Source organism: Acinetobacter sp. YH01020 (assembly GCF_013420275.1).
In the GTDB taxonomy this organism is placed as follows: Bacteria; Pseudomonadota; Gammaproteobacteria; order Pseudomonadales; family Moraxellaceae; genus Acinetobacter; species Acinetobacter amyesii.
This window is the reverse complement of record NZ_VOYN01000023.1, coordinates 1-20,915: the sequence shown is the minus strand read 5'-3', so window position 1 is coordinate 20,915 and position 20,915 is coordinate 1. Positions and strand designations below refer to the sequence as shown.

Sequence of the window (20,915 nt, the reverse complement as noted above, 5' to 3'; positions counted from 1 at the left end):
ACAGTCTATATCTAAAGTGTTTGCCGGCATGTTAGGCAGCGGAGATGACACTTATGTTACAAATAGCATTAATCAATTAAAAAAGCATGCAATTCCCTAAAGCCCTGTTCATCAAATCGTAAAATTTATTTTCGACATCAAAAAAGAGGGACATTGCCCTCTATTTTACTGAATTGTTTATTGCACAGGCTTGTCTTGTTCCAATGCTTTGGGCTCACTCGTCCGTGCTGCCCAATAGGTTGCCAGTGCGGGACCCGAAATATTGTGCCACAAACTAAAAATCGCACTCGGCACAGCGGTCAGAGGTGAAGCGGCAAAATGGGTCGCCGCCAATGCCACACCCAAACCTGAGTTTTGCATCCCAACTTCAATCGACACTGCTTTACAGTCTGCATAGGGCAATTTAAACAGTCGGCTGGCCCAAAAACCCAATAGATAGCCCAAGCCATTATGTAAGGCCACTACCCCAAGAATCAGTAAACCTGATTGCAAAATCTGTGTTCGACTACCCGCAATGATTGCTGCCACAATCGCTACAATTGCCACAACAGAAACCAATGGCATGACCTGTATATAGGCATCCACTCGGTGCTTAAAGACAGTTCGAATCATTAACCCCACAATGATCGGAAATAAAACCACTTGTAAAATTGAAACCAACATCGATGCCGCATTAATTTCGATCCATTGGCTTGCCAGCAAATAGAAAATCGCAGGGGTTAAAACCGGTGCGAGTAATGTCGAAACAGAGGTACAGGCAACAGATAATGCGGTATTACCTTTTGCCATATAGGTGATGACATTAGAAGCCGTTCCACCCGGACAGCAACCGACAAGAATGACCCCGATCGCGATTTCTGTCGGCAGTTGCAATAATTCACACAAGAAAAAAGCCAATCCCGGCATCACAATAAACTGTGCCAAAACCCCGATCATCACAGCTTTAGGACTTTGCAATACACTTTTAAAATCTTGCAGTGTCATGGTCATGCCCATACCCAACATAATGATGCCTAGCATCCATGGGATATATGCTTTTAACCAAACAAATACATCGGGAAAAAACATGGCGAGCGCTGCAAACAGCACCACCCAAATCGCAAATGTTTTCTGCACAAATTGAGTGAATTTTAAGAAAGCCGACATAGGCATCTTCCATTTAAAAACAGGGACAAAAAAAGGCACACCCTTGTGCCTTTTCTCAACTGAGCCCACTGGGTCATGCCAAAGATAATGCCTGTGCATGCTGCTGCACAATATCTTTCAGGTAAATACGCTTCACCCCATTCGCCAACATGTCTTGCCATGCATGCTGTAAGGAACCCTGTAAATCGATCCCTTTGGTCAAATCAGCAATCACAAAAGTTTCAAAACCAAGCTTACGCGCATCCATTGCCGTCCATGCAACACAAAAATCCGTGGCAATGCCCACCACAAAGACCGTATCAATACCACGTTCGCGCAAATAGCCCGCCAAACCCGTTGAAGTTTTCTGATCCGCTTCCATAAAAGCAGAGTAGCTGTCGATATGCTGATGAAAACCTTTACGGATAATCAGCTGCGCCGTCGGTAAATTTAAATCCGGATGCAATTCGGCATCCTGTGTGCCTTGTACACAATGCGTCGGCCACAATACTTGCGTTCCATAATTCAGCTCTATGCTGTCATAAGGTGCATGCTCAGGATGATTTTCAGCAAAAGAAATATGGTCGGCTGGATGCCAATCTTGAGTCAGCACAATATTCGCAAAGTATTGTCCAACTTGATTAATCCCTGGAATAATTTGATCTGCATTGGCAACAGCCAACTGACCACCTGGGGTAAAACCATTTTGTACATCGACCACAATCAGCGCTGTATTTTTTTGCATATCTCTCCATCCGTTGTCATGCGTTGTCGGCGACTCTACTGATTCGCTCATATTTTAAAAGCCTTAGTATTCAGTCCTGTGCATAAAAATAAAATGACTGTCCTTCCTGACAATACCGATACTTGGGCAAATGCTCAACCAAACGCTGTGCAAAGCGTGGGTAAATACGGGCTTTTCGCCGAGTCGAGGCATGAAAATAAAAATATCGCGGTTGATGTTGAAAGATATATTTTAATAAATGGCTGCGTGTCTGTTGCATGACCTCAAACGCATTAATATTTTCAGCAACATCTTCTAGGGTAGGTTCATCGGCAAAGGCTAACCACGCATTTTGTCTCGGCTGTTGGCGATTTCTTTGAAATACAGGTTTGAGTTCCAAGATAAATTCGTATTGATGTAGATACAAACTGAATTCACGTTGATCAACTTTAAAAATTGCGACCAGTTTTCTTGCTGACATAGCCCCTCTACGTTGATTTTTTATTTTCTCTTTCTGCTGTATTTTTACATAAAATACATTTATTTATCTTGATTTAAAGCATTAGCGCGACTTCAATTGTCGCCATAAAAAAGCCCGCAATATGCGGGCTTTTTTGATATGACATGTTCCTTAAGATGGAATACGACGTACCAATAACAACATAAATATTGCAGAGATTGCGATACATGGAATTGCAGCGGTAATCACCCCTGCCGCACCAAAACCTGCTGCCAATAACTGACCCGCAATTGCAGGGCCTAACATTGCACCGACACGACCAACAGCTGAAGCGACACCAACACCCGTACCACGTAACTGTGTTGGATACACGATACCACCGAAGGCATACAATACACCTTGGCAACCAATCACGAATGCACCGACTAAAGCTGACGCCATGTACATTTGGGTCAATGAACCTGCACCATTCAGCGCAAATAGACCTGCCAAAATACCGCCGTACATCAAAATGATCACATAAGCTTTCTTCCAACGGTCAGTCAACATACCTAAAATGATCGTACCAATGGTTGCACTCACCATGAAGTAGAACTGCGCAGTTGCACCATCTTTACGAGTGAAACCGAGTTCGGTGAACAACGACGGTAACCAGCTCAACATGATGTACACCACCATCAAGGTGAAGAAGTAGCTCACCCAAATTGAGAAAGTACGTAAACGGTTTTCTGTGTTAAAGAGGTTTTTGAAAGCACCTTGTTGCACTTCGCCATTGGCGGTCGCTTGAACCGCTTGATCTTTGGCTTTCAAGAATTCACGCGATTCAGGCAAGAACCAGATCATCAATGGAATGACAACAATCGGTAATAAACCGCCTAAATAGAAAATATTTTTCCAGTTTGCACCGAAGTCCGTCATTGCGACCAATGACAAGATTGCCGCACCCACAGGCATACCACAGTACATCAAACCGACTGCACGACCACGATTTTGTGGCGTTACCGCTTCAGATGCCAAGGTAATTAAAATTGGCATTGCTGCCCCTAAACCCGCACCGGCAAGAAAACGTACAGCGAGTAAGCTATGGAAGCTATTTACCCACACCGTACATAAGGTAAAGATGGCGAACATCCCCGTAGACCAAATTAATACTTTTTTACGGCCCATTCGGTCTGCAATCCGACCACCCACCAAAGCACCAGGTAATAATCCTAAAATACCGGCACTAAAAAACACCCCTAGCTGCGAGCTATCCAGCCCGAAATATTCACGAATCCCTGCTGCTGCAATACCTGCAGCCTGAATATCCAGACCTTCGATTACGGCAATAAGGAAGCAGATTGCTACCGTGACAATAGCATGCTTATTATCTGACTTTTCCATTGGAGAATCCTTGTTGTCATCAGCGTTCAAATTAAGTCGCATCATCGCTGAGCCTTATAAAGGATATAACTACCAATAAGTTGAAGCCTTTCGTCCAAAATTGGATTACGTGCATGGTGTAATAGTTTTTGTGCTTTAAGTCACAAAGTCGTAAAAACAATTAAAAATTTAAAATAAAAAAATATGAATCGTGCAATGAACAGTCAAATCAAGCGATCTTTTTAAACACTCATAAAAACATGTCTATTTCTATTAGATATAAAAAAGATTATTACCCAAGTTTTTAACAATCATTTGTAATAAAACCCGAGCGAATTGATATAGTTTTTAAATCTTTAGTCATTGTTATTTAATCTTAAATTCTGATTAAAAAGCACGGAATACACATAGATCAACCTTTTGCTGATGATTTAATCAATCCCATCAACCATGCCAACCCTCTCGATTGAATAAAACATTTTCAAGATTCAGCCCCTGCTGAACAATTTTCAGGCTGCAAAAAAACCGCTATTTTACACTTGATTGTTTTAAGTTTGATTTGTATAAAGAATTTTATGGCTTTGACCAAAGCATATTGTTCTTATGCGTTTGATCAGTCATAATTTGCGTAAGCATTATTCAATTTGGGTATAGCCCAATGAACATGCTACAAATCAAAATTCGAAACCATCCAGAAATCAATATTTCATCTTGTCGGATGGACAAATAGGATAGCTTTTCAAAATGACTCAGCAAGCTCAGACCATTCAAGGTTCAATTGTCGCAATCGTCACCCCAATGTTTGAAGATGGCAGCGTAGATTGGAAGAGCCTCGAGAAGCTGGTTGAGTGGCATATAAAGCAAGGCACCAATAGTATTGTTGCTGTAGGGACTACAGGTGAAGCTTCTACCTTGAGCATGGCCGAACACACTCAGGTGATCAAAGAAATCATCCGTGTGGCGAACAAACGCATTCCAATTATTGCCGGCACAGGTGCAAACTCAACCCACGAAGCGATTGAACTCACCAAAGAAGCCAAAGAGTTAGGTGCAGATGCGGCATTATTAGTTACACCATACTATAACAAACCTACCCAAGAAGGCCTGTATCAACACTACAAAGCGATTGCTGAAGCTGTTGATTTACCTCAAATTTTATACAATGTACCTGGCCGAACCGGTGTAGACATGCACAACGACACCGTGATCCGTCTTGCTGATATTCCACAAATCGTGGGCATTAAAGACGCCACTGGCGATGTTCCTCGTGGTCAAGAACTCATTGAAGGCCTTAAAGGCAAAGATATGGTGGTGTACTCAGGTGATGATGCAACGGCTTATCAGTTAATGGGTTTAGGTGCTAAGGGCAACATTTCGGTTACTGCGAACGTGGCGCCAAAAGAAATGAGCGAAGTGTGTGCAAGCGCTTTGGCGGGTGACGCAGTCCAAGCCGAGCAACAAAACAATACTGTTGCAAATTTACATCAAATTTTATTTTGCGAATCGAACCCAATTCCTGTGAAATGGGCACTTCATGAGATGAACCTGATTGAAACAGGCATTCGCTTACCATTAACACCCCTTGCAGAACAATATCGCACTCCGCTTCGTGAAGCACTCATCACTGCGGGCGTTATCAAATAAAGAAGAGCAAACATCATGCAATTACGTTTAGGACTTAGCCTGGCACTTTCAGTGTTTACATTAGCCGGTTGTAGTTCACTTGCCTTTAATAATGGCACACTGGACTATAAACAAACCACAGATGTTGAACCACTGAAATACCCTGAAGGGTCGATGGTTCGTCCTGCAACGCCTTTGTATCCTGCTCCATCTGTTGACCCACTAGCAATTGAGCATGCACCAAAGCTTGAAAATAAGCGCGGCAATCGCTATGCCCTTCCGCGTCCAGCCGCGGAAAAAAATAATGTCGTTGCAGATTCCTCAACAGACAGTACAAATATTAGCCGCCCTCAACTATTGGTGGATGGAAATCAAAATCCACTGATCAAAGTTGAAGGAAATTCTGCTACAATTTGGCAATACACACTTGCTACCCTCAGCAGCCTTAACCATACCATTGTTGGTCAGAGCAAAAACCGTTACGAAGTAACCGTCAAGGTCGATCAACAGACCTATGTTTTAAGACTTTCTTCTGTAGGTTCAAGCAATAACATCGCTGTGTTCAATGCCGATAACAGTTTTGCAGACAAAGAAAAAGCTGCAGATCTGTTAGCTCAGATTTACCAAAATTGGCCAGCCTAGTCGTACTAGGCATTTTTTCTCGAAAAAGGTTCCCTCATGTTAAAACAAACCTTGCTCTATACTGGTAAAGCGAAATCTGTTTATGAAACAGATAGTTCTGACCACCTCATCCTAGTTTTCCGTGACGATGCTTCTGCATTCAACGGTGAAAAAATTGAACAACTGGATCGCAAAGGTAAGGTGAACAACCGTTTTAACGCCTTTATCATGGAAAAATTGGCTGCGGCTGGTATCGAAACTCATTTCGAAAAACTTCTTTCTCCAACTGAAGTTTTAGTGAAAAAATTGACTATGGTTCCTGTAGAGTGCGTAATCCGTAACTATGCAGCAGGTTCACTTTGCCGTCGTTTAGGCGTTGAAGAAGGTAAAGAACTTACTCCGCCAACTTTCGAATTGTTCTTCAAAGACGATGCGTTAGGCGACCCAATGGTGAATGAATCACAAGCGATTGCATTAGGTTGGGCGACTGCAGAACAACTCGCTCAAATGAAAGAATTGACTTATAAAGTAAACGAAGTACTTAAAGGTCTATTCGATGCAGGCAACATGCTGCTTGTTGACTTTAAACTTGAATTTGGTGTGTTCCACGACCGTATCGTACTGGGTGACGAATTCTCTCCAGACGGCTGCCGTCTATGGGACAAAGACACTAAGAAAAAACTCGACAAAGACCGTTTCCGTCAAGGTTTAGGCGGTGTAGTTGAAGCTTATGAAGAAGTTGCTGCACGTTTAGGTATCGACCTTTCTGATATCTAAGTCGTTCATCGATGTAAAAAACCGAGCTCTTTAGCTCGGTTTTTTAATGAAATATTACTCGATTAATCTATGATCGAAAAAACAAATGTTAACGATAAAAATCCTCTGTTTCACATTTACCCACGTTCACACTAAGATAGCTACATATCAAGCAGCACCAGGATCTATACTTCTCCAATGTGTATGCCGACCAGATTTTCCATCTACCCTCTAGGATGTATCTCCCCCAAAGACATCCTATTTTTTCAGCCCAGCTCGCCTTGAGTTGGGCTTTTTTTTGCATGAAATAGACATAAAAAAGGGCGCCGAAGCGCCTTGCCATTATGATCATTCAAATCATTGTTGCTGTTGTTGCATCCAACGTCGTTGCTGCAAACGCTCACCTTCAACTTCACGTTTATTACGTGCAGACTCATACAGCTTAGTGCCTTTCAGTTCAGGCGGCATATAATCCTGCATGACAAAATGCTCAGGATAATTATGTGGATATAAATAGTCCACGCCATAGCCTTGCTCTTTCATCAATTTGGTTGGTGCATTTCTCAAATGTAGTGGCACAGGTAGATTCGAGGTTTTTTCTGCCAAATCTAAGGCTTTGTTGATGGCCAAATAAGTACTGTTACTTTTAGCACTGGTTGCCAAATACACCGCACATTGCCCCAAAATGATTCGACATTCAGGCATACCAATTGCCTGCACAGATCGGAAACATTCTCCAGCCAACAGTAAAGCATTTGGATTTGAGTTGCCAATATCTTCAGATGCCGCAATCAACATACGACGTGCAATAAAGACGGGGTCTTCACCACCTTTGAGCATACGTGCCATCCAATACAAAGCGGCATCTGGATCACTGCCTCGAATCGACTTAATAAAAGCCGAAACTAGATCATAATGCTGTTCGCCCGATTTGTCATAGCGTGCAATATTTTGCTGCGCAACTTTGACTACCACCGCATTGTTAATGATATTCTCTAAGTCTGGCTCAAACGTACTGGCGATTAAATCTAAAAGATTTAATGCTTTACGAGCGTCACCTGCGGCAAATTGAAATAAAGCTTCATATTCTTCGATTTGAATATAACGCTCTTTTAAAAAAGAATCTTGCTGAATCGCTTGATCCAATAAGCGCTGAATTGCGTCATTATCCAGAGCATTTAAGGTATAGACCTGACAACGGGACAATAAGGCATTATTAACTTCAAATGAAGGGTTTTCTGTGGTTGCACCAATCAGAGTAATTTTGCCCTTTTCAACTGCATTCAGTAAGGCATCTTGTTGTGACTTATTAAAACGATGAATTTCATCAATAAACACCACAGGTGTCAATAAATCTCCACCATCGGCGATGATTTCACGTAACTCTTTCACCCCAGTATTGAGCGCAGATAAACTAATAAATGGTCGGTCAACGGCCTGCGCTAACAACAACGCAATTGTGGTTTTACCTACACCCGGAGGTCCCCAAAAAATAATCGATGGCAAATGCCCTTGGTCAATCATCTGGCGTAACGGTGCATCTTCACCCAGAAGGTGATCTTGTCCAATAATTTGAGATAAATCATGAGGACGCATGCGTTCAGGAAGAGGAATTTGGCTGTCTGACATCTTATTATTTCGTTTCCGGCAATTGGGGACGTTTTTTCTATTCTAACACTGCCTTGGCAGAATCTTTGCTTTATTCGATATTCAATTTAAGAGGCTGGTTTGATGTCGTTATTTAAGTATCTTGCATGTAAAAAAGCTTAGGCGAATGTTAACTATAATGTAACAAGACATCCTAGCCCTTATTGATCAAATTAAAGTATCATCGGCAAGATATCCCATTTTAGACTTGCCTGACCCAATTGGACAGATTGTATGAAGCAATCAACAAAGCAAAAGCGAATCGTTCAAGTTCAACAAGGCATTGATCTATCTATATATTCATTTCAACAAATGCCTCAAGCCAAGAATATACAATTACAACATACCCAATGTGCAGAATTACGCGAAAAACTCGACAGCCGTAATCAAATGTTAGATGCTAGTGTCGACTGTATAAAATTATTAAGTCTAGACGGTCATGTTCTGCATATGAACCGCGCGGGATGTTTAGCTCTGGGCGTACCTCTAACTGAAACTGAGTTTGGTATGTCTTGGCATAAATTACTGCCTGAAGAAGTCCGTGACGCGTGTTTGAATGCTTTTGCCGAAGCCAAAGAAGGTAAAATATCTCGCTTTGTCGGCATGAGCCAAGTAGCAGATGAACCCTTGGCTTATTGGGATAATATGCTCAGCCCAGTATTCAACGAATCTGGCCAAGTCAAAGAAATCCTCTGTGTATCACGTGATATTACGATACAGCGACTTGCAGAAAATAAACTTCAACGCATCATTGAACAAGATGATTTAACAGGTTTATTAAACCGCCGTGCGTTTAGTCGAGTATTTAAAAGCCAATTAAAAGTGGCGCGAGAACATCAGCAACAACTGGGTTTGTTATTAATCGATCTAGATTATTTTAAGCATATTAACGACACCTTAGGTCATAGTGCAGGAGACCATTTACTGCATACCCTTGGGCAGCATTTTCAGCAATGTTTTGATACAAATATTGTAGTTTCACGTTTAGGTGGCGATGAATTTGCCATTTCTATTCCAAATTTAAAATCGCAACAACAATTACAGAATTTTGCCAGCATCGCCTGTCAGCAAATGGACATGCCCATTTTCTATAATGGGCAAAGTATCAATATTGGTATGAGTATTGGCTGTGCGATCTACCCACGCGATGCACAAAATACCTCCAATTTACTTAAATGTGCGGATATTGCACTAAATGATTTAAAAAGCAGTGGTCGTGGTGGTGTACGAATGTTCAACCATACTATGTTAAAAACCCTTGAAAATACTACTCGCCAATTAACGCTTGCACGCAGCTTGATTAAGTCCAATCAAATTATTCCGTTTTATCAGCCCAAAGTTCGTCTTTCTGACAGTCAAGTTATCGGCTTTGAAGCCTTGTTACGTTGGTATGATAAAGACCAACAATTACAATTACCTTCTCAAATTTTTGCTGCATTTCAAGATTATGAATTGGCTTCACGCATTAGTGAAACAATGCAAATTAAAATCTTTCAAGATATTCAAAAATGGATTGAACTTGGACTGCAACCGCTACCGATTTCAATAAATGCTGCACCTGTCGAATTTTTACGTGATGATTATGCGGAAAAACTACTGAATCGCTTAAAGCAGTTTGGTATATCACCAGATATTATTGAGGTCGAAATTACCGAGCAAAGCCTGTCAGAACGTGGCTCAAATTATGTGATTCGCGCTCTCCATTTATTAAAAGAGCATGGCATACACATTTCTTTAGATGATTTTGGTACAGGTCATTCATCATTAACACGTTTGAGTAATTACCCTGTCGACTGTATTAAGATAGACCGTAATTTTGTGGAACGCATGCATACCGACTGTTCAGCACTTGCCATTGTCAAAGCGATTACCCAAATTGGTGCGAGTGTTTCCCTGAATATATTAGTCGAAGGTATAGAGAAACCGGAACAGGTCGATACCTTAAAAGAATGTAATTGTCATACTGGACAAGGTTTTTACTTTTATCGCCCGCTCAGTTATGACCATGCGATGGAACTTTTGAGTCACTAAAACTTGTGGAGCATGACACGATGACACTGAAGTATTTAGTCAGTGCCTGTCTGGCAGGCCAACCCGTTCGTTATGATGCCAAATCGAATACACAACAAGCGATTTGCCAACTGATGCAGACTCACCAAGTCATTACGGCCTGCCCAGAAATGATGGGCGGCCTGAGCTGTCCACGTTTTCCTGCAGAAATTCAAAATGGTCAAGCCACTGATGTGCTCAATGGTACAGCTCAAGTTAAAGATGTTTTGGGGACAGACGTTAGTGCTGAATTTATTGCAGGTGCTCAACGAATGTTAGAATTGGCCCAATTACACAAAGTTGATGTTGTTGTCTTGAAAGATCGCAGCCCGTCTTGCGGCAGCCATTATATTTATGACGGCAGCTTTACCCGTACGAAAATTGAAGGCTATGGGGTAACCACAGCACTCCTCAAACAGCACGGTTTTCAGGTTCTGTCAGAACAAGACTTTCTGGCTATGATACAAGATCAACTCTAGATCCAAAATTGAGCGTATCTGTGTCCTTTAGCGTACCCAACGCACAATATAATCTTCAATATCGTCAGGGTTGACGTCTTCTTCACTGATGCAACGCCCTGCGGCAGACTTTCGTGCCTTCAAAATACTGTCACGATTTCCCGTCACTAGATGATGCCAACGTGGTAAATCTTTACCCTCAGAAATTCTACGATAAGCACAGCTCGGTGGTAGCCAATGAAATTGGTGAATCTGATGTGGCGTCAGCTGTATACAGTCTGGAACATGTGATTGACGATTTGGATAATTGGAGCAAGATGCCTTTTCACAATCTAAAAGTTTGCATGCCACTTTGGTGTAGGCAACCTCATGAGTATCTTCATCTTCAAGCTTAATTAAACAGCAAAGTCCGCAACCATCACAGAGTGACTCCCACTCCAAATGAGTGAGTTCAGTCAAAGCATGCTTTTTCCAAAAATGTGGGCGTAGAGTATCGGTCATCTTCTCGCTCGCAACGAAGGTGGCAGGCATATTAACTGAACCCGCACATAAATTCCTTGTTTAAGTTACCGAATATTGAACATTAAATAAACAAAAGAATACATAGCATGCTTTCTGTGACTCCTATACTGATGAGACAGAATAAAAAATCACATGGAGATAAAACTATGTTCCGCTGGGCTATTATTTTCGCTGTAATTGCATTGATTGCGAGTCTGCTAGGTTTTGGTGGTGTTGCAGGCTTATCCAAAGACTTTGCTGTTATTCTTTTGGTTATTGCAGTCATTCTCGCAATTGTTGGTTTCCTCTCTCGAGGAAAAGTTTAGGCGACTGAGTGACTGATTCAATGTCGTTTTAAACTACAAATTACTCCCCTCAGACTCATGAATCAGAAACCTATGTTTTTATCATCTTGAGTCTCAATCAAAAAAATAAGAGCCTATGGGCTCTTATTTTTTACATCAACGTCAAACGCATTACGCTGTAGGTTTTAGCTTTAAGGTTTTAAGTGACGAGGTCTAAAGCCGGTTGCAATTAAAGCAATCCCATAAGCAGCAATGCCAATCACACATAAGATGATCACTTCCGCGACACGCATCCACGCAGATACATCACCGTTGTACCATGTTAAGCCATACCACAGTGCAGCAATCATCACAGCATTGGCAATCGCAAACTGAATCACCAATTTTTTCCAATGCGCACCAAAACGGAAAATATTGCGCTTATGTAAATAAAAATACAGCATCCCTGCATTCACTAAAGCGGAACCCGATGATGCCAATGCCAAAGCCATATGCTCAGCATGCCAATCAATCAGTTTAAAGAACCCAATAAACACCACGTTAAGAATGGCATTGGCTGCGACCGCCATTAAACCTACACGTACTGGAGTTTTTGTATCTTGCTGCGCATAAAACCCTGGTGCAAACACTTTGATGAGCATGAATGAAATCACGCCAGCACTCATACATTGCAATGCTAATGCAGTCATTTGTGTATCTTCAAAGCTAAATTGACCACGTTCAAATAAGGCCTGAATAATAGGTGTCGAAAGCATGAACAGCGCAATACTGGCAGGCACACCCACCAAGATAATGACTTTAGCCGCCCAATCAATCATACGGCGGAATTTGTCCTGATCCTGTTCAGCATGGCGTGCAGACAATGACGGTAAAATCACGGTACCAATGGCCACCCCAATCAAACCTAAAGGCAGCTCGGTCATACGTTCAGCACTATACAGCCATGATACTGAACCATCTTGCATGAAAGACGCCCAAATGGTGTTCAACAGTAGGTTGATCTGCGTCACTGAGACACCAAACAGTGCTGGCAGCATCAACTTCATGATGCGATCAACACCTTCGTGTTTGAAGTCAACTTTCGGTGGAATCAGTAATTTTTTACGCCACAGCTCTGGAATCTGAATCGCCAATTGCAAGAATCCTGCCGCGACAACAGACCAACCCAAAGCCATAATTGGCTCAGCCATATAAGGGGTTAACCACAGCGCACCGGCAATCATCGCGACATTGAGTAACACTGGAGCGAACGCAGGTGTACTGAATGAGCCATAACTATTCAAAATACTGCTGGCAAATGCCGTTAGGGACATAAACAGTAAGTAAGGAATCGTTAGGCGGAACATATCGGTAGCTAACGCAAACTTGTCTGCATCACCATGGAAACCCGGTGCATAGATATAAATAATCGCGGGTGCCGCCACCATCGCGATGAACGTCAAACTAGTCATCACCAGACCTAAACAGCCAAAAACACGGCTAATCAGAATCTGGACTTCGGCATGGGTTCGACTGGTTTTATATTCAGTCAATACAGGAATAAAGGCTTGTGAAAATGCCCCTTCTGCGAATAAGCGCCTAAAAAAGTTAGGAATACGAAAGGCAACCACGAAGGTATCGAAGTCTTTACCTGCACCAAATACATTTAACAGGACAATATCCCGTACCAGTCCCAATACACGGGACAACATAGTCATTGCACTGACAATGACTGTCGAACGCCAAAGCGCCATCAGTATTTCTCACTTTTGAAAGTGCGCCTATTGTAATGAAACTCGTCAAGGAATTTCATTGGTTTATTAAACGCAGTGTGTATTGTTTATTTGTTTTTAAAATGATGCAGCTGCTGACGAAAAGCGTTCCACTCAAAAAATGGACCTGGATCAGTTTTACGTCCCGGTGCAATATCTGAATGCCCTGCAATATGTTGTTGAATTTTAGGATAAGCCTGTTGTAAACACGCCACGACCTCGGTCAGCACGGCATATTGTGCAGCTTCAAAAGGTAAATCATCACTTCCTTCGAGTTCAATGCCTATCGAATAATCATTACATTCTTTTTGTGCTAAATAGGTTGAGCGACCTGCATGCCAAGCTCGATCATTAAAATTGACAAACTGTAGAACTTCGCCTGTGCGCAGGATCAATAAATGTGTCGATACTTGCATCCCTTCAATGGTTTGAAAATAAGGATGTTTCGACCAATCCAACTGATTTTGGAAAAATTGTTCGATATAACCACCGCCGAACTGAGAAGGTGGCAAACTAATATTATGAATGACGACAAGCTGAATTTCGGTATCTTCAGGACGCTGGTTAAAATTCGGTGATGGAATTTGACGCGCACCTAGCAATTGCCCATCCTGCACCTGAAATGTTGTTGCTTGTGACATAAAAAATCCTGTGTCTAAGCCGGCCTGCAATGCTGCAGATCAAAACGCCGAGCCCTACTTGAAAGGTTTAATGCTAAAACTTTCACATTGAAATCTCAATTCAAGTCTGTGAAAGGAGTTAAAAATCGCTCATTTTTAAGGAACAATGCTAATATAACGCGCACATTTTCCTGGGTTAAAAAGATACGGAACTTCTTATGAGCATATCGCAATCTTTGCTTGAACAATCAATCCAAATCAATATTCAACACGCACTACAAGAAGATATTGGCGAAGGCGATCTTACAGCCCTGTTAACTCCAGAAGATGAACAAGCCACTGCAACGATTATCAGCCGTGAAGAGATGATCTTGGCGGGTCAGCCTTGGGTCAATGCACTCATTCAGGCTTATGATGCCACTGTCCAAGTCACTTGGTTGAAAAATGATGGTGACCGTGTGGCCGCAGGCGAAGCCTTTTTAAAACTCGCAGGTTCTGCGCGTAGCTTACTGACGGTTGAGCGTCCAGCCTTAAATTTTGTGCAAACCTTATCTGCGGTTGCGACCAAAACCGCTGCCTATGTCCAGCAGCTTGAAGGTTTGCATACTCGTCTACTCGATACCCGTAAAACCTTGCCAGGCCTACGTATTGCACAAAAATATGCGGTTGCTGTCGGAGGTGGTCAAAACCATCGCTTAGGTTTATTTGATGCGTTTTTAATTAAAGAAAATCACATCATGGCAGCAGGTGGCATCCAACAAGCGATTGCCAAAGCACACCAGATTGCACCGGGTAAACCTGTGGAAGTTGAAGTCGAAACTTGGGATGAACTCAACCAAGCATTGGATGCAGGTGCGGATATTGTGATGTTGGATAACTTTAGTCAGCAACAAATGATTGATGCCGTTAAACACGTCAATGGTCGCTGCAAACTTGAAGCGTCAGGCAATATCACTATTGCAAACTTACGTGAAGTGGCAACGACAGGGGTCGATTATATTTCGATGGGTGTGCTCACCAAAGATGTCACAGCGATTGATTTATCGATGCGCTTTAATGCCTAACGCTCTAGACTTACTCTAAACATAAATAAAGGGTGCTATTGCACCCTTTTTGATGCTTAACCTCTAGCATGACTTAATCATCATCTTGCTGTTGTTTTGCACCTCGTTGATCTTCATGTTCAGAGTCCTTTTCATGCGCCGCATCGTCTTCATGCTGCTCGCGCTCATCTTGATCATCGTCCTGATCTTTTGAGTTTTCACTTTGTTCAGATAAACGACCACCTTCACGCTCTTGATCCTGATTCCCAAAAAAATCACAACCACTGATCAACAATACGCTGAACAAAGAAAAATACATCATCCAATTTTTCATATTTAGTCCTTCAAAGCATCCTGATCCTATTAATTTGAGTCAAAGACACGCTACTGAATAGCCGATTCGTGTTGGATTTTCTATATTCAACGCATAAAAAAACGCATCCGAAGATGCGTTCTTTATTCAGTTTGAACTGAATCAAACAACTTACCAGCCTAAAGCTTCTTGTTGTTTTTTGATCAATTCTTGAATGCCTTTTTCAGCCAATTCAAGCATTTCATTACACTGTGTACGTGTAAATGGTTTGTCTTCTGCTGTACCTTGAAGTTCAATGAACTCACCAGCTTGTGTCATCACTACGTTCATGTCTGTTTGGCAGCTTGAATCTTCTTCATAGCAAAGATCAAGTAATGCTTCGTCTTGATACATCCCTACAGAAATCGCAGCAACTAAACCTTTTAATGGATCTTGTTTAATTTTTTTATTTTCAAGCAAGACATTCATTGCATCGACCAAGGCAACTGCTGCACCTGTAATTGATGCTGTACGTGTACCGCCATCTGCCTGAATCACATCACAGTCGATACTGATGGTATTTTCACCCAATTTTTTCAAATCCACCATCGCGCGTAAGCTACGACCAATCAGACGTTGAATTTCTTGAGTACGACCGCTTTGTTTACCACGCGCCGCTTCACGGTCAGTACGTGTATGTGTTGAACGAGGTAACATGCCATATTCAGCAGTCACCCAACCCTGACCTTTTCCTTTAAGGAAACGCGGTACTGAGTTGTCAACACTTGCAGTACAAAGAACTTTTGTATGACCAAATTCAACCAATACAGAACCTTCCGCATAACGTGTGTAGTTACGGGTAATTTTTACTTCACGTAATTGATCTAATGCTCGTTGGTCGATACGCATAATGAGTCCTTAATCTGACAAAATTGATTGCGGCACATTATAACAGAAGGTACAGCCAGATTCGGGATGCATTCGTGTGCATTTACAAAATCCATTCATCCAAGTTTTGATAGGCCCATCGTACGACATCAGGAAATTTGTTAGACTGAAGCCACGCAAAATTCAGGACGAATTGCATGTCGATACGGGAAGAACGTAAGCAACAAAGTCGTAAAGCTATCCTTGATGCAGCGCTTGCATTGAGTACCACAGGCCGTTCTTTTAGCAGTCTGAGCTTACGCGAAATTTCCCGTCATGTCGGCTTGGTTCCTGCTGCGTTTTATCGCCATTTTCAGGACATGGATGAGCTCGGTTTGGAACTAGTCGACCAAATGGCCCTGCACCTTCGGAATGTCCTCAATCAACTGAGTCAGCAATGCTTTCAAGCACCAGATGCACGCACACGACAAAGTCTGGATTATTTATTTCATGCCGTTGAGCAATTTCCTGAGGCATGGATGTTTCTTATTGCTGAACGTTGGGGTGGTTCAGCATTCTTAAGACAAGCCATTACTCGTGAGTTTAATTTTCTCAGTACCGATTTGGCCCATGCACTGGCTCAAGTTGAAGCGACTCAACATATTCAATCCGAACAAGACCTCAAAGTATTGGGACAAATTTTGTTTGAATTGGCCTTGAGTTGGGCAATGCAGTGGATTGACTTACATCGACATGTTGAACTTCCACAGCGTACTGAAGCGCTACAACAATTTCGCCGCCAAGCTCAGACCCAAGTTCAGCTCTTATTTCGTGGCATCTTACATTGGGATCGATCTTTGGCTCAAATCGCTGATCCACAAAATTTATCGCCCTAAACTCAAAATGTGCTGTCATAAAAAAGCCGCATCTTGTGCGGCTTTTTTATGACATCTGTTATTTCGCTTTGCGTTCTTTATCAACAAGGAATTTCACGATTTCAACGGTACGTGCATCTTCACCTTGTACGATGTATTTACCATTGACGGTAATCGCAGGCACGCCGCTCAATTGATATTGAGCCGCTAAGTTTTTCGCTTGAGCAATTTTTGAAGACACAGCAAATGATTTAAATGTGCTGTTAAATTTCGCTTCAGGAACACCATAACGGGTGTAGAACTTCGCAAATGCGCCTTGTTCTAAGATATTTTTTTGACCCACATGAATGTCATGGAACAATTGTAAATGTGCTTTTTGACGAACACCCAGTGCTTCTGATGCATAGTAAGCACGTGCGCCTTGTTCCCAAAGTGGGTTCATTGCTGCAGGTGTACGGACAAAACGCACATCTTTAGGCAATTGTTTTAACCACGTTTGCATATGTGGTTCTAATGTAAAGCAATGTGGGCAACCATACCAAAAGAACTCACGAACTTCGATTTTACCCGGACGTTCGACTTTAATCGGTTTTGGAATAACTGTGTAATCAGTCCCCGCGACAAATTGCGCTGCCATCGCACTGCCAGAAAAAGCCAAAATAGCTGTTGTAATCGTGCCTAAAAGGAATTTTTTCATTGAACTTATCGTCCTCAAAATCATTATGATTAGTTTATGGCAACACTATAAATCAAATCTGTCGATTTCGTTTTCATTCTGTGAACTTTTTTAAGGCTTTTATCGCTTTTTTTTCAGGACGCGCTACACTAACTCCCATAAACTTTTTTCTAAAATATAAAGACTTGATTGAGGTGCAACCGATGTCGCAATTGAATGTTGATCCACAAGAAATTGCCAAATTTGAAGCTTTCGCAGCCATATGGTGGGATCAGCATTCTGAGTTCCGCCCTTTGCACATGATTAATCCTCTGCGTTTGAACTGGATTGATGAGCATTCAAATGGCATCACTGGCAAGAAAGTATTAGATGTAGGCTGTGGCGGCGGTATTTTAGCTGAAAGCATGGCACGTCGTGGCGCGCAAGTATTGGGTATCGACATGGGCGAAGCGCCATTAAATGTTGCACGCCTACATGCCGAACAAGAAAATGTGCAAAATATTGAATATCGCCAAGTGCCTGTAGAGCAATTGGCAGAAGAACAAGCAGGTCAATATGACGTCGTTACCTGTATGGAAATGCTCGAACATGTACCTGATCCAGCATCAATTATTTTAGCGTGTCAAAAACTGGTAAAACCGGGTGGTCATGTATTCTTCTCGACCATTAACCGTAATCCTAAAGCCTATTTGTTTGCGATTATTGGTGCGGAATATGTTTTACGCATGTTGGCGAAAGGCACTCATGATTATTCAAAGTTTATTAAACCTTCAGAATTAGCTCATGATATTCGTCAAGCCGAGTTAAAACTCAAAGATATGACAGGTTTACATTATAACCCGATCACCAAACGCTATTGGCTCGCACCGAATGTGGATGTGAACTACATGGTTCATACGGTGAAAGAAGCCTAATGAAAGCTGTACTCTTTGATCTTGACGGTACACTGATTGATACCGCGGCTGATTTTATTCGTATTATTCAAGACATGTGCCGTGACAAAGGCATTGCGGTGGTCAGTGCAGAAGATATTCGTGTACAAGTATCTGAAGGCGCGCGTGCGATGGTCAAACTGGTCTATCCAGAGTTAGACGTTGAAGATCCTGTCTTTCTGGCACATCGTCAACGCTTTTTAGATCTGTATGGTGCTGATATTGCAGTTGATACCGATCTGTTTGAAGGCATGTATCCACTACTCGCAGAGTTAGAACAACATCAAATTCCGTGGGGCATTGTCACCAATAAACCACGTTCACTCAGTGAAGCGTTGCTCAAAGCGTTGAATTTAACTGAACGCTGCTCGGTATTGGTTTGCCCAGACGATGTCAGTAAAACCAAGCCAGACCCAGAGCCGATGTATTTAGCCGCCAAGCACATCCATCTTGATGCTCAAGACTGTATCTATATCGGTGATCATCCACGTGATATCGATGCTGGTCGTAATGCACAGATGTATACGATTCTAGCGGCTTATGGCTATTTACCTTTACAACACAAAGATGACTTAACAGCTTGGCATGCAGATTGTATAGTGAAGACTGTTGCTGAACTGCATGAAGTCATTCATGATTTGGTCATCAAACCGAAAACGCTCAACACAGCGACTTTATAACGATAGAACACAACACAATAAAACGAGGAGGTACGGATGAAATATTCAGAATATCAACCTCGCCCCGATCTGCTCAAAGATCGCATTATCCTGATTACAGGTGCGGGCGATGGTATTGGCCGTGCGGCTGCCCTCAGTTATGCCTTACATGGCGCAACCGTGGTCTTACATGGACGCACACTGAATAAACTAGAAGTGATTTACGATGAAATTGAAGGCTTGGGTGCCCCCCAACCGGCGATTTTACCGCTACAACTGTCTAGTGCCTCTCCTCGTGATTATGAGCTGTTGGTCGATACCTTAGAAAAGCAATTTGGTCGCCTAGACGGCATTTTGCATAATGCCGGGATTTTGGGTGAGCGGACTGAACTAGAACATTATCCTGTGGATGTTTGGGATGATGTTATGGCGGTGAACCTTCGTGCGCCCTTTGTACTGACTCAAGAGCTGATGCCACTACTACAAAAATCTGAGCATGCCTCTGTGGTCTTTGCCAGTTCGGGTGTGGGACGTGAAGCCCGTGAACGTTGGGGCGCGTACTCGGTCTCAAAAATTGCCATTGAAGCCGTGAGTACATTGTTCGCCAAAGAAAATGAGCATCCCAATATTCGTTTTAACTGTATTAACCCCGGTGCGACACGTACTGCCATGCGTGCAAAAGCTTATCCAGACGAAGATCCAAAAACTTTGCCTACGCCTGAAAGCATCATGCCTGCGTATTTATATTTGATGGGTGATGACAGCTTGCATTTAACCGGTGCCAGCATTGATGCTCAAGATGAATAGGCCGCAAAGCCGATTAAAAAAAGGAAGCGCAAGCTTCCTTTTTTTATGTATTGAATGCTTACAAGACATCATTAACCGAATGATTTTGCAGTGACCACGCGAAAGTCGACTTGAGTTTTTAGTAAATTTGCCGATACTTGAGGCATTCTTTAAAAACATTGGATTGATACATGTCTGACTTTAGCAATATTACAGTGACTCCAACTGAGGATGGCATGGTTAACCTACTGGTCGATGGTCAACCGATTTCAGCAAAATATGGCATGAAATTCGACCCGAGTATCGTGGACGATTTAAAAGGCTTAGAGGTTGGTCAAAATGCAAAATTATTTGAACAATTTATTTTTTCGCATACTGACTTAAACTTTGAGCATGCCTATTTCTATATCACTTGCATTCAAAAGCAAGAAGCAGGCTTTCAAGTGATCACTAACTTTGTTTATCGCATCATTGCGCAAGATCAAGCACCGTTTGAGCATGTGATTACCAAACAAGGTGCAGCAATGACACCTGAAGATATTAATGAATTTATTCAAGCTCATATTCAAAAATCATTAACGGATTATACTGACCTGAAATACGCATACTAATTACGTTCCAAGTGACACATTTAGAACTAAAAAGGGCCATTTGATGCCACTGCTGTCCCATAGTTTGACTTAAATAAAAAACCTGAGTCCAAAATAGTTAAAATGTAAGTGCTAACAAAGACTTCAACTATAAAGGATTCAGGTTTTGTCACATCAGAATACCGTATTTCAT

Annotated in this window: 23 protein-coding genes; 12 read left to right on the top strand and 11 right to left on the bottom strand. The window is 42.1% G+C overall.

Annotated elements, in window-relative coordinates; genetic code table 11:
- Positions 1 to 177 precede the first annotated feature (177 nt).
- The 4 genes from FTT85_RS10190 to mhpT form a co-directional block, all read right to left on the bottom strand.
- A complete protein-coding gene (locus tag FTT85_RS10190; protein WP_180183479.1) occupies positions 178 to 1,146 on the bottom strand; it encodes a bile acid:sodium symporter family protein in 969 nt (322 codons plus the stop codon).
- Between the two features lie 73 nt (positions 1,147 to 1,219).
- On the bottom strand, positions 1,220 to 1,870 hold the full coding sequence (gene pncA, locus FTT85_RS10185) for a bifunctional nicotinamidase/pyrazinamidase (RefSeq protein ID WP_168379715.1): 651 nt from the start codon (positions 1,868 to 1,870) through the stop codon (positions 1,220 to 1,222).
- A gap of 70 nt (positions 1,871 to 1,940) precedes the next feature.
- Positions 1,941 to 2,330 carry a hypothetical protein gene (locus tag FTT85_RS10180; protein WP_168379713.1) on the bottom strand — a complete coding sequence of 130 codons (390 nt, stop codon included), beginning with the start codon at positions 2,328 to 2,330 and terminating at the stop codon, positions 1,941 to 1,943.
- 150 nt (positions 2,331 to 2,480) lie between these two features.
- Entirely contained in the window at positions 2,481 to 3,692 is a 1,212-nt protein-coding gene (gene mhpT, locus FTT85_RS10175) for a 3-(3-hydroxy-phenyl)propionate transporter MhpT (RefSeq protein ID WP_180004342.1), read from the bottom strand.
- Between the two features lie 723 nt (positions 3,693 to 4,415).
- Here mhpT and dapA point away from each other — a divergent pair.
- The 3 genes from dapA to purC are packed head-to-tail and all read left to right on the top strand — an operon-like array spanning position 4,416 to position 6,692.
- A complete protein-coding gene (gene dapA, locus FTT85_RS10170; RefSeq protein ID WP_078193262.1) occupies positions 4,416 to 5,315 on the top strand; it encodes a 4-hydroxy-tetrahydrodipicolinate synthase in 900 nt (299 codons plus the stop codon).
- Between the two features lie 15 nt (positions 5,316 to 5,330).
- Positions 5,331 to 5,936 (top strand): lipoprotein-34 precursor (NlpB), encoded by a 606-nt coding sequence (locus FTT85_RS10165; protein WP_078193263.1) that lies wholly within the window; start codon positions 5,331 to 5,333, stop codon positions 5,934 to 5,936.
- A gap of 36 nt (positions 5,937 to 5,972) precedes the next feature.
- Positions 5,973 to 6,692 (top strand): phosphoribosylaminoimidazolesuccinocarboxamide synthase, encoded by a 720-nt coding sequence (gene purC, locus FTT85_RS10160; RefSeq protein ID WP_078190626.1) that lies wholly within the window; start codon positions 5,973 to 5,975, stop codon positions 6,690 to 6,692.
- Positions 6,693 to 7,028: 336 nt separating this feature from the next.
- Here purC and FTT85_RS10155 read toward each other — a convergent pair whose 3' ends face one another.
- Positions 7,029 to 8,300 carry a replication-associated recombination protein A gene (locus tag FTT85_RS10155; protein ID WP_111885104.1) on the bottom strand — a complete coding sequence of 424 codons (1,272 nt, stop codon included), beginning with the start codon at positions 8,298 to 8,300 and terminating at the stop codon, positions 7,029 to 7,031.
- Between the two features lie 252 nt (positions 8,301 to 8,552).
- Here FTT85_RS10155 and FTT85_RS10150 point away from each other — a divergent pair, with 252 nt between their 5' ends.
- Together FTT85_RS10150 and FTT85_RS10145 are read left to right on the top strand one after the other, a co-directional pair.
- Positions 8,553 to 10,349, top strand: a complete 1,797-nt coding sequence (locus FTT85_RS10150) for an EAL domain-containing protein (protein ID WP_180183478.1) — start codon at positions 8,553 to 8,555, stop codon at positions 10,347 to 10,349.
- Positions 10,350 to 10,369: 20 nt separating this feature from the next.
- Complete coding sequence (locus tag FTT85_RS10145) at positions 10,370 to 10,846, top strand: DUF523 domain-containing protein (RefSeq protein WP_078193265.1); 477 nt, start codon at positions 10,370 to 10,372, stop codon at positions 10,844 to 10,846.
- Between the two features lie 27 nt (positions 10,847 to 10,873).
- Here FTT85_RS10145 and FTT85_RS10140 read toward each other — a convergent pair whose 3' ends face one another.
- The gene (locus FTT85_RS10140; RefSeq protein WP_180054337.1) at positions 10,874 to 11,326 is read right to left on the bottom strand and encodes a YcgN family cysteine cluster protein; all 453 of its coding nucleotides are present in this window, start codon (positions 11,324 to 11,326) and stop codon (positions 10,874 to 10,876) included.
- 167 nt (positions 11,327 to 11,493) lie between these two features.
- On the opposite strand from FTT85_RS10140, the gene FTT85_RS10135 reads away from it, so the two are divergent.
- A complete protein-coding gene (locus FTT85_RS10135) occupies positions 11,494 to 11,652 on the top strand; it encodes a DUF1328 domain-containing protein (RefSeq protein ID WP_005006601.1) in 159 nt (52 codons plus the stop codon).
- Between the two features lie 170 nt (positions 11,653 to 11,822).
- Here the strand turns inward: FTT85_RS10135 and murJ are convergent, their stop codons facing one another.
- Together murJ and ampD are read right to left on the bottom strand one after the other, a co-directional pair.
- Entirely contained in the window at positions 11,823 to 13,364 is a 1,542-nt protein-coding gene (gene murJ / locus FTT85_RS10130) for a murein biosynthesis integral membrane protein MurJ (RefSeq protein WP_111885102.1), read from the bottom strand.
- Between the two features lie 86 nt (positions 13,365 to 13,450).
- On the bottom strand, positions 13,451 to 14,023 hold the full coding sequence (ampD, locus tag FTT85_RS10125; RefSeq protein WP_078190631.1) for a 1,6-anhydro-N-acetylmuramyl-L-alanine amidase AmpD: 573 nt from the start codon (positions 14,021 to 14,023) through the stop codon (positions 13,451 to 13,453).
- Positions 14,024 to 14,220: 197 nt separating this feature from the next.
- Between ampD and nadC the strand changes: the two genes are divergently transcribed.
- Positions 14,221 to 15,066, top strand: a complete 846-nt coding sequence (gene nadC, locus FTT85_RS10120) for a carboxylating nicotinate-nucleotide diphosphorylase (RefSeq protein ID WP_180183477.1) — start codon at positions 14,221 to 14,223, stop codon at positions 15,064 to 15,066.
- A gap of 73 nt (positions 15,067 to 15,139) precedes the next feature.
- Here nadC and FTT85_RS10115 read toward each other — a convergent pair whose 3' ends face one another.
- Together FTT85_RS10115 and rph are read right to left on the bottom strand one after the other, a co-directional pair.
- A complete protein-coding gene (locus FTT85_RS10115; RefSeq protein ID WP_180183476.1) occupies positions 15,140 to 15,379 on the bottom strand; it encodes a hypothetical protein in 240 nt (79 codons plus the stop codon).
- A gap of 150 nt (positions 15,380 to 15,529) precedes the next feature.
- Positions 15,530 to 16,246: a ribonuclease PH gene (gene rph / locus FTT85_RS10110; protein WP_078190634.1), complete on the bottom strand. Its 717-nt coding sequence runs from the start codon at positions 16,244 to 16,246 to the stop codon at positions 15,530 to 15,532.
- A 176-nt stretch (positions 16,247 to 16,422) separates the two neighbouring features.
- On the opposite strand from rph, the gene FTT85_RS10105 reads away from it, so the two are divergent.
- Positions 16,423 to 17,100: a TetR family transcriptional regulator gene (locus FTT85_RS10105; protein ID WP_180183475.1), complete on the top strand. Its 678-nt coding sequence runs from the start codon at positions 16,423 to 16,425 to the stop codon at positions 17,098 to 17,100.
- 58 nt (positions 17,101 to 17,158) lie between these two features.
- Here the strand turns inward: FTT85_RS10105 and FTT85_RS10100 are convergent, their stop codons facing one another.
- Positions 17,159 to 17,776: a thiol:disulfide interchange protein DsbA/DsbL gene (locus FTT85_RS10100; RefSeq protein WP_078193271.1), complete on the bottom strand. Its 618-nt coding sequence runs from the start codon at positions 17,774 to 17,776 to the stop codon at positions 17,159 to 17,161.
- Positions 17,777 to 17,958: 182 nt separating this feature from the next.
- Between FTT85_RS10100 and ubiG the strand changes: the two genes are divergently transcribed.
- From ubiG to FTT85_RS10080, 4 genes are all read left to right on the top strand, one after another.
- Entirely contained in the window at positions 17,959 to 18,669 is a 711-nt protein-coding gene (gene ubiG / locus FTT85_RS10095; RefSeq protein WP_078190637.1) for a bifunctional 2-polyprenyl-6-hydroxyphenol methylase/3-demethylubiquinol 3-O-methyltransferase UbiG, read from the top strand.
- Positions 18,669 to 19,367: an HAD family hydrolase gene (locus FTT85_RS10090; protein WP_180124427.1), complete on the top strand. Its 699-nt coding sequence runs from the start codon at positions 18,669 to 18,671 to the stop codon at positions 19,365 to 19,367. Before ubiG ends, FTT85_RS10090 begins: the two co-directional genes overlap by 1 nt.
- Before the next feature lie 36 nt (positions 19,368 to 19,403).
- Positions 19,404 to 20,153, top strand: a complete 750-nt coding sequence (locus FTT85_RS10085) for a YciK family oxidoreductase (RefSeq protein WP_078190639.1) — start codon at positions 19,404 to 19,406, stop codon at positions 20,151 to 20,153.
- Positions 20,154 to 20,323: 170 nt separating this feature from the next.
- Positions 20,324 to 20,743, top strand: a complete 420-nt coding sequence (locus tag FTT85_RS10080; RefSeq protein ID WP_180124426.1) for a hypothetical protein — start codon at positions 20,324 to 20,326, stop codon at positions 20,741 to 20,743.
- The last annotated feature ends 172 nt before the right edge of the window (positions 20,744 to 20,915 follow it).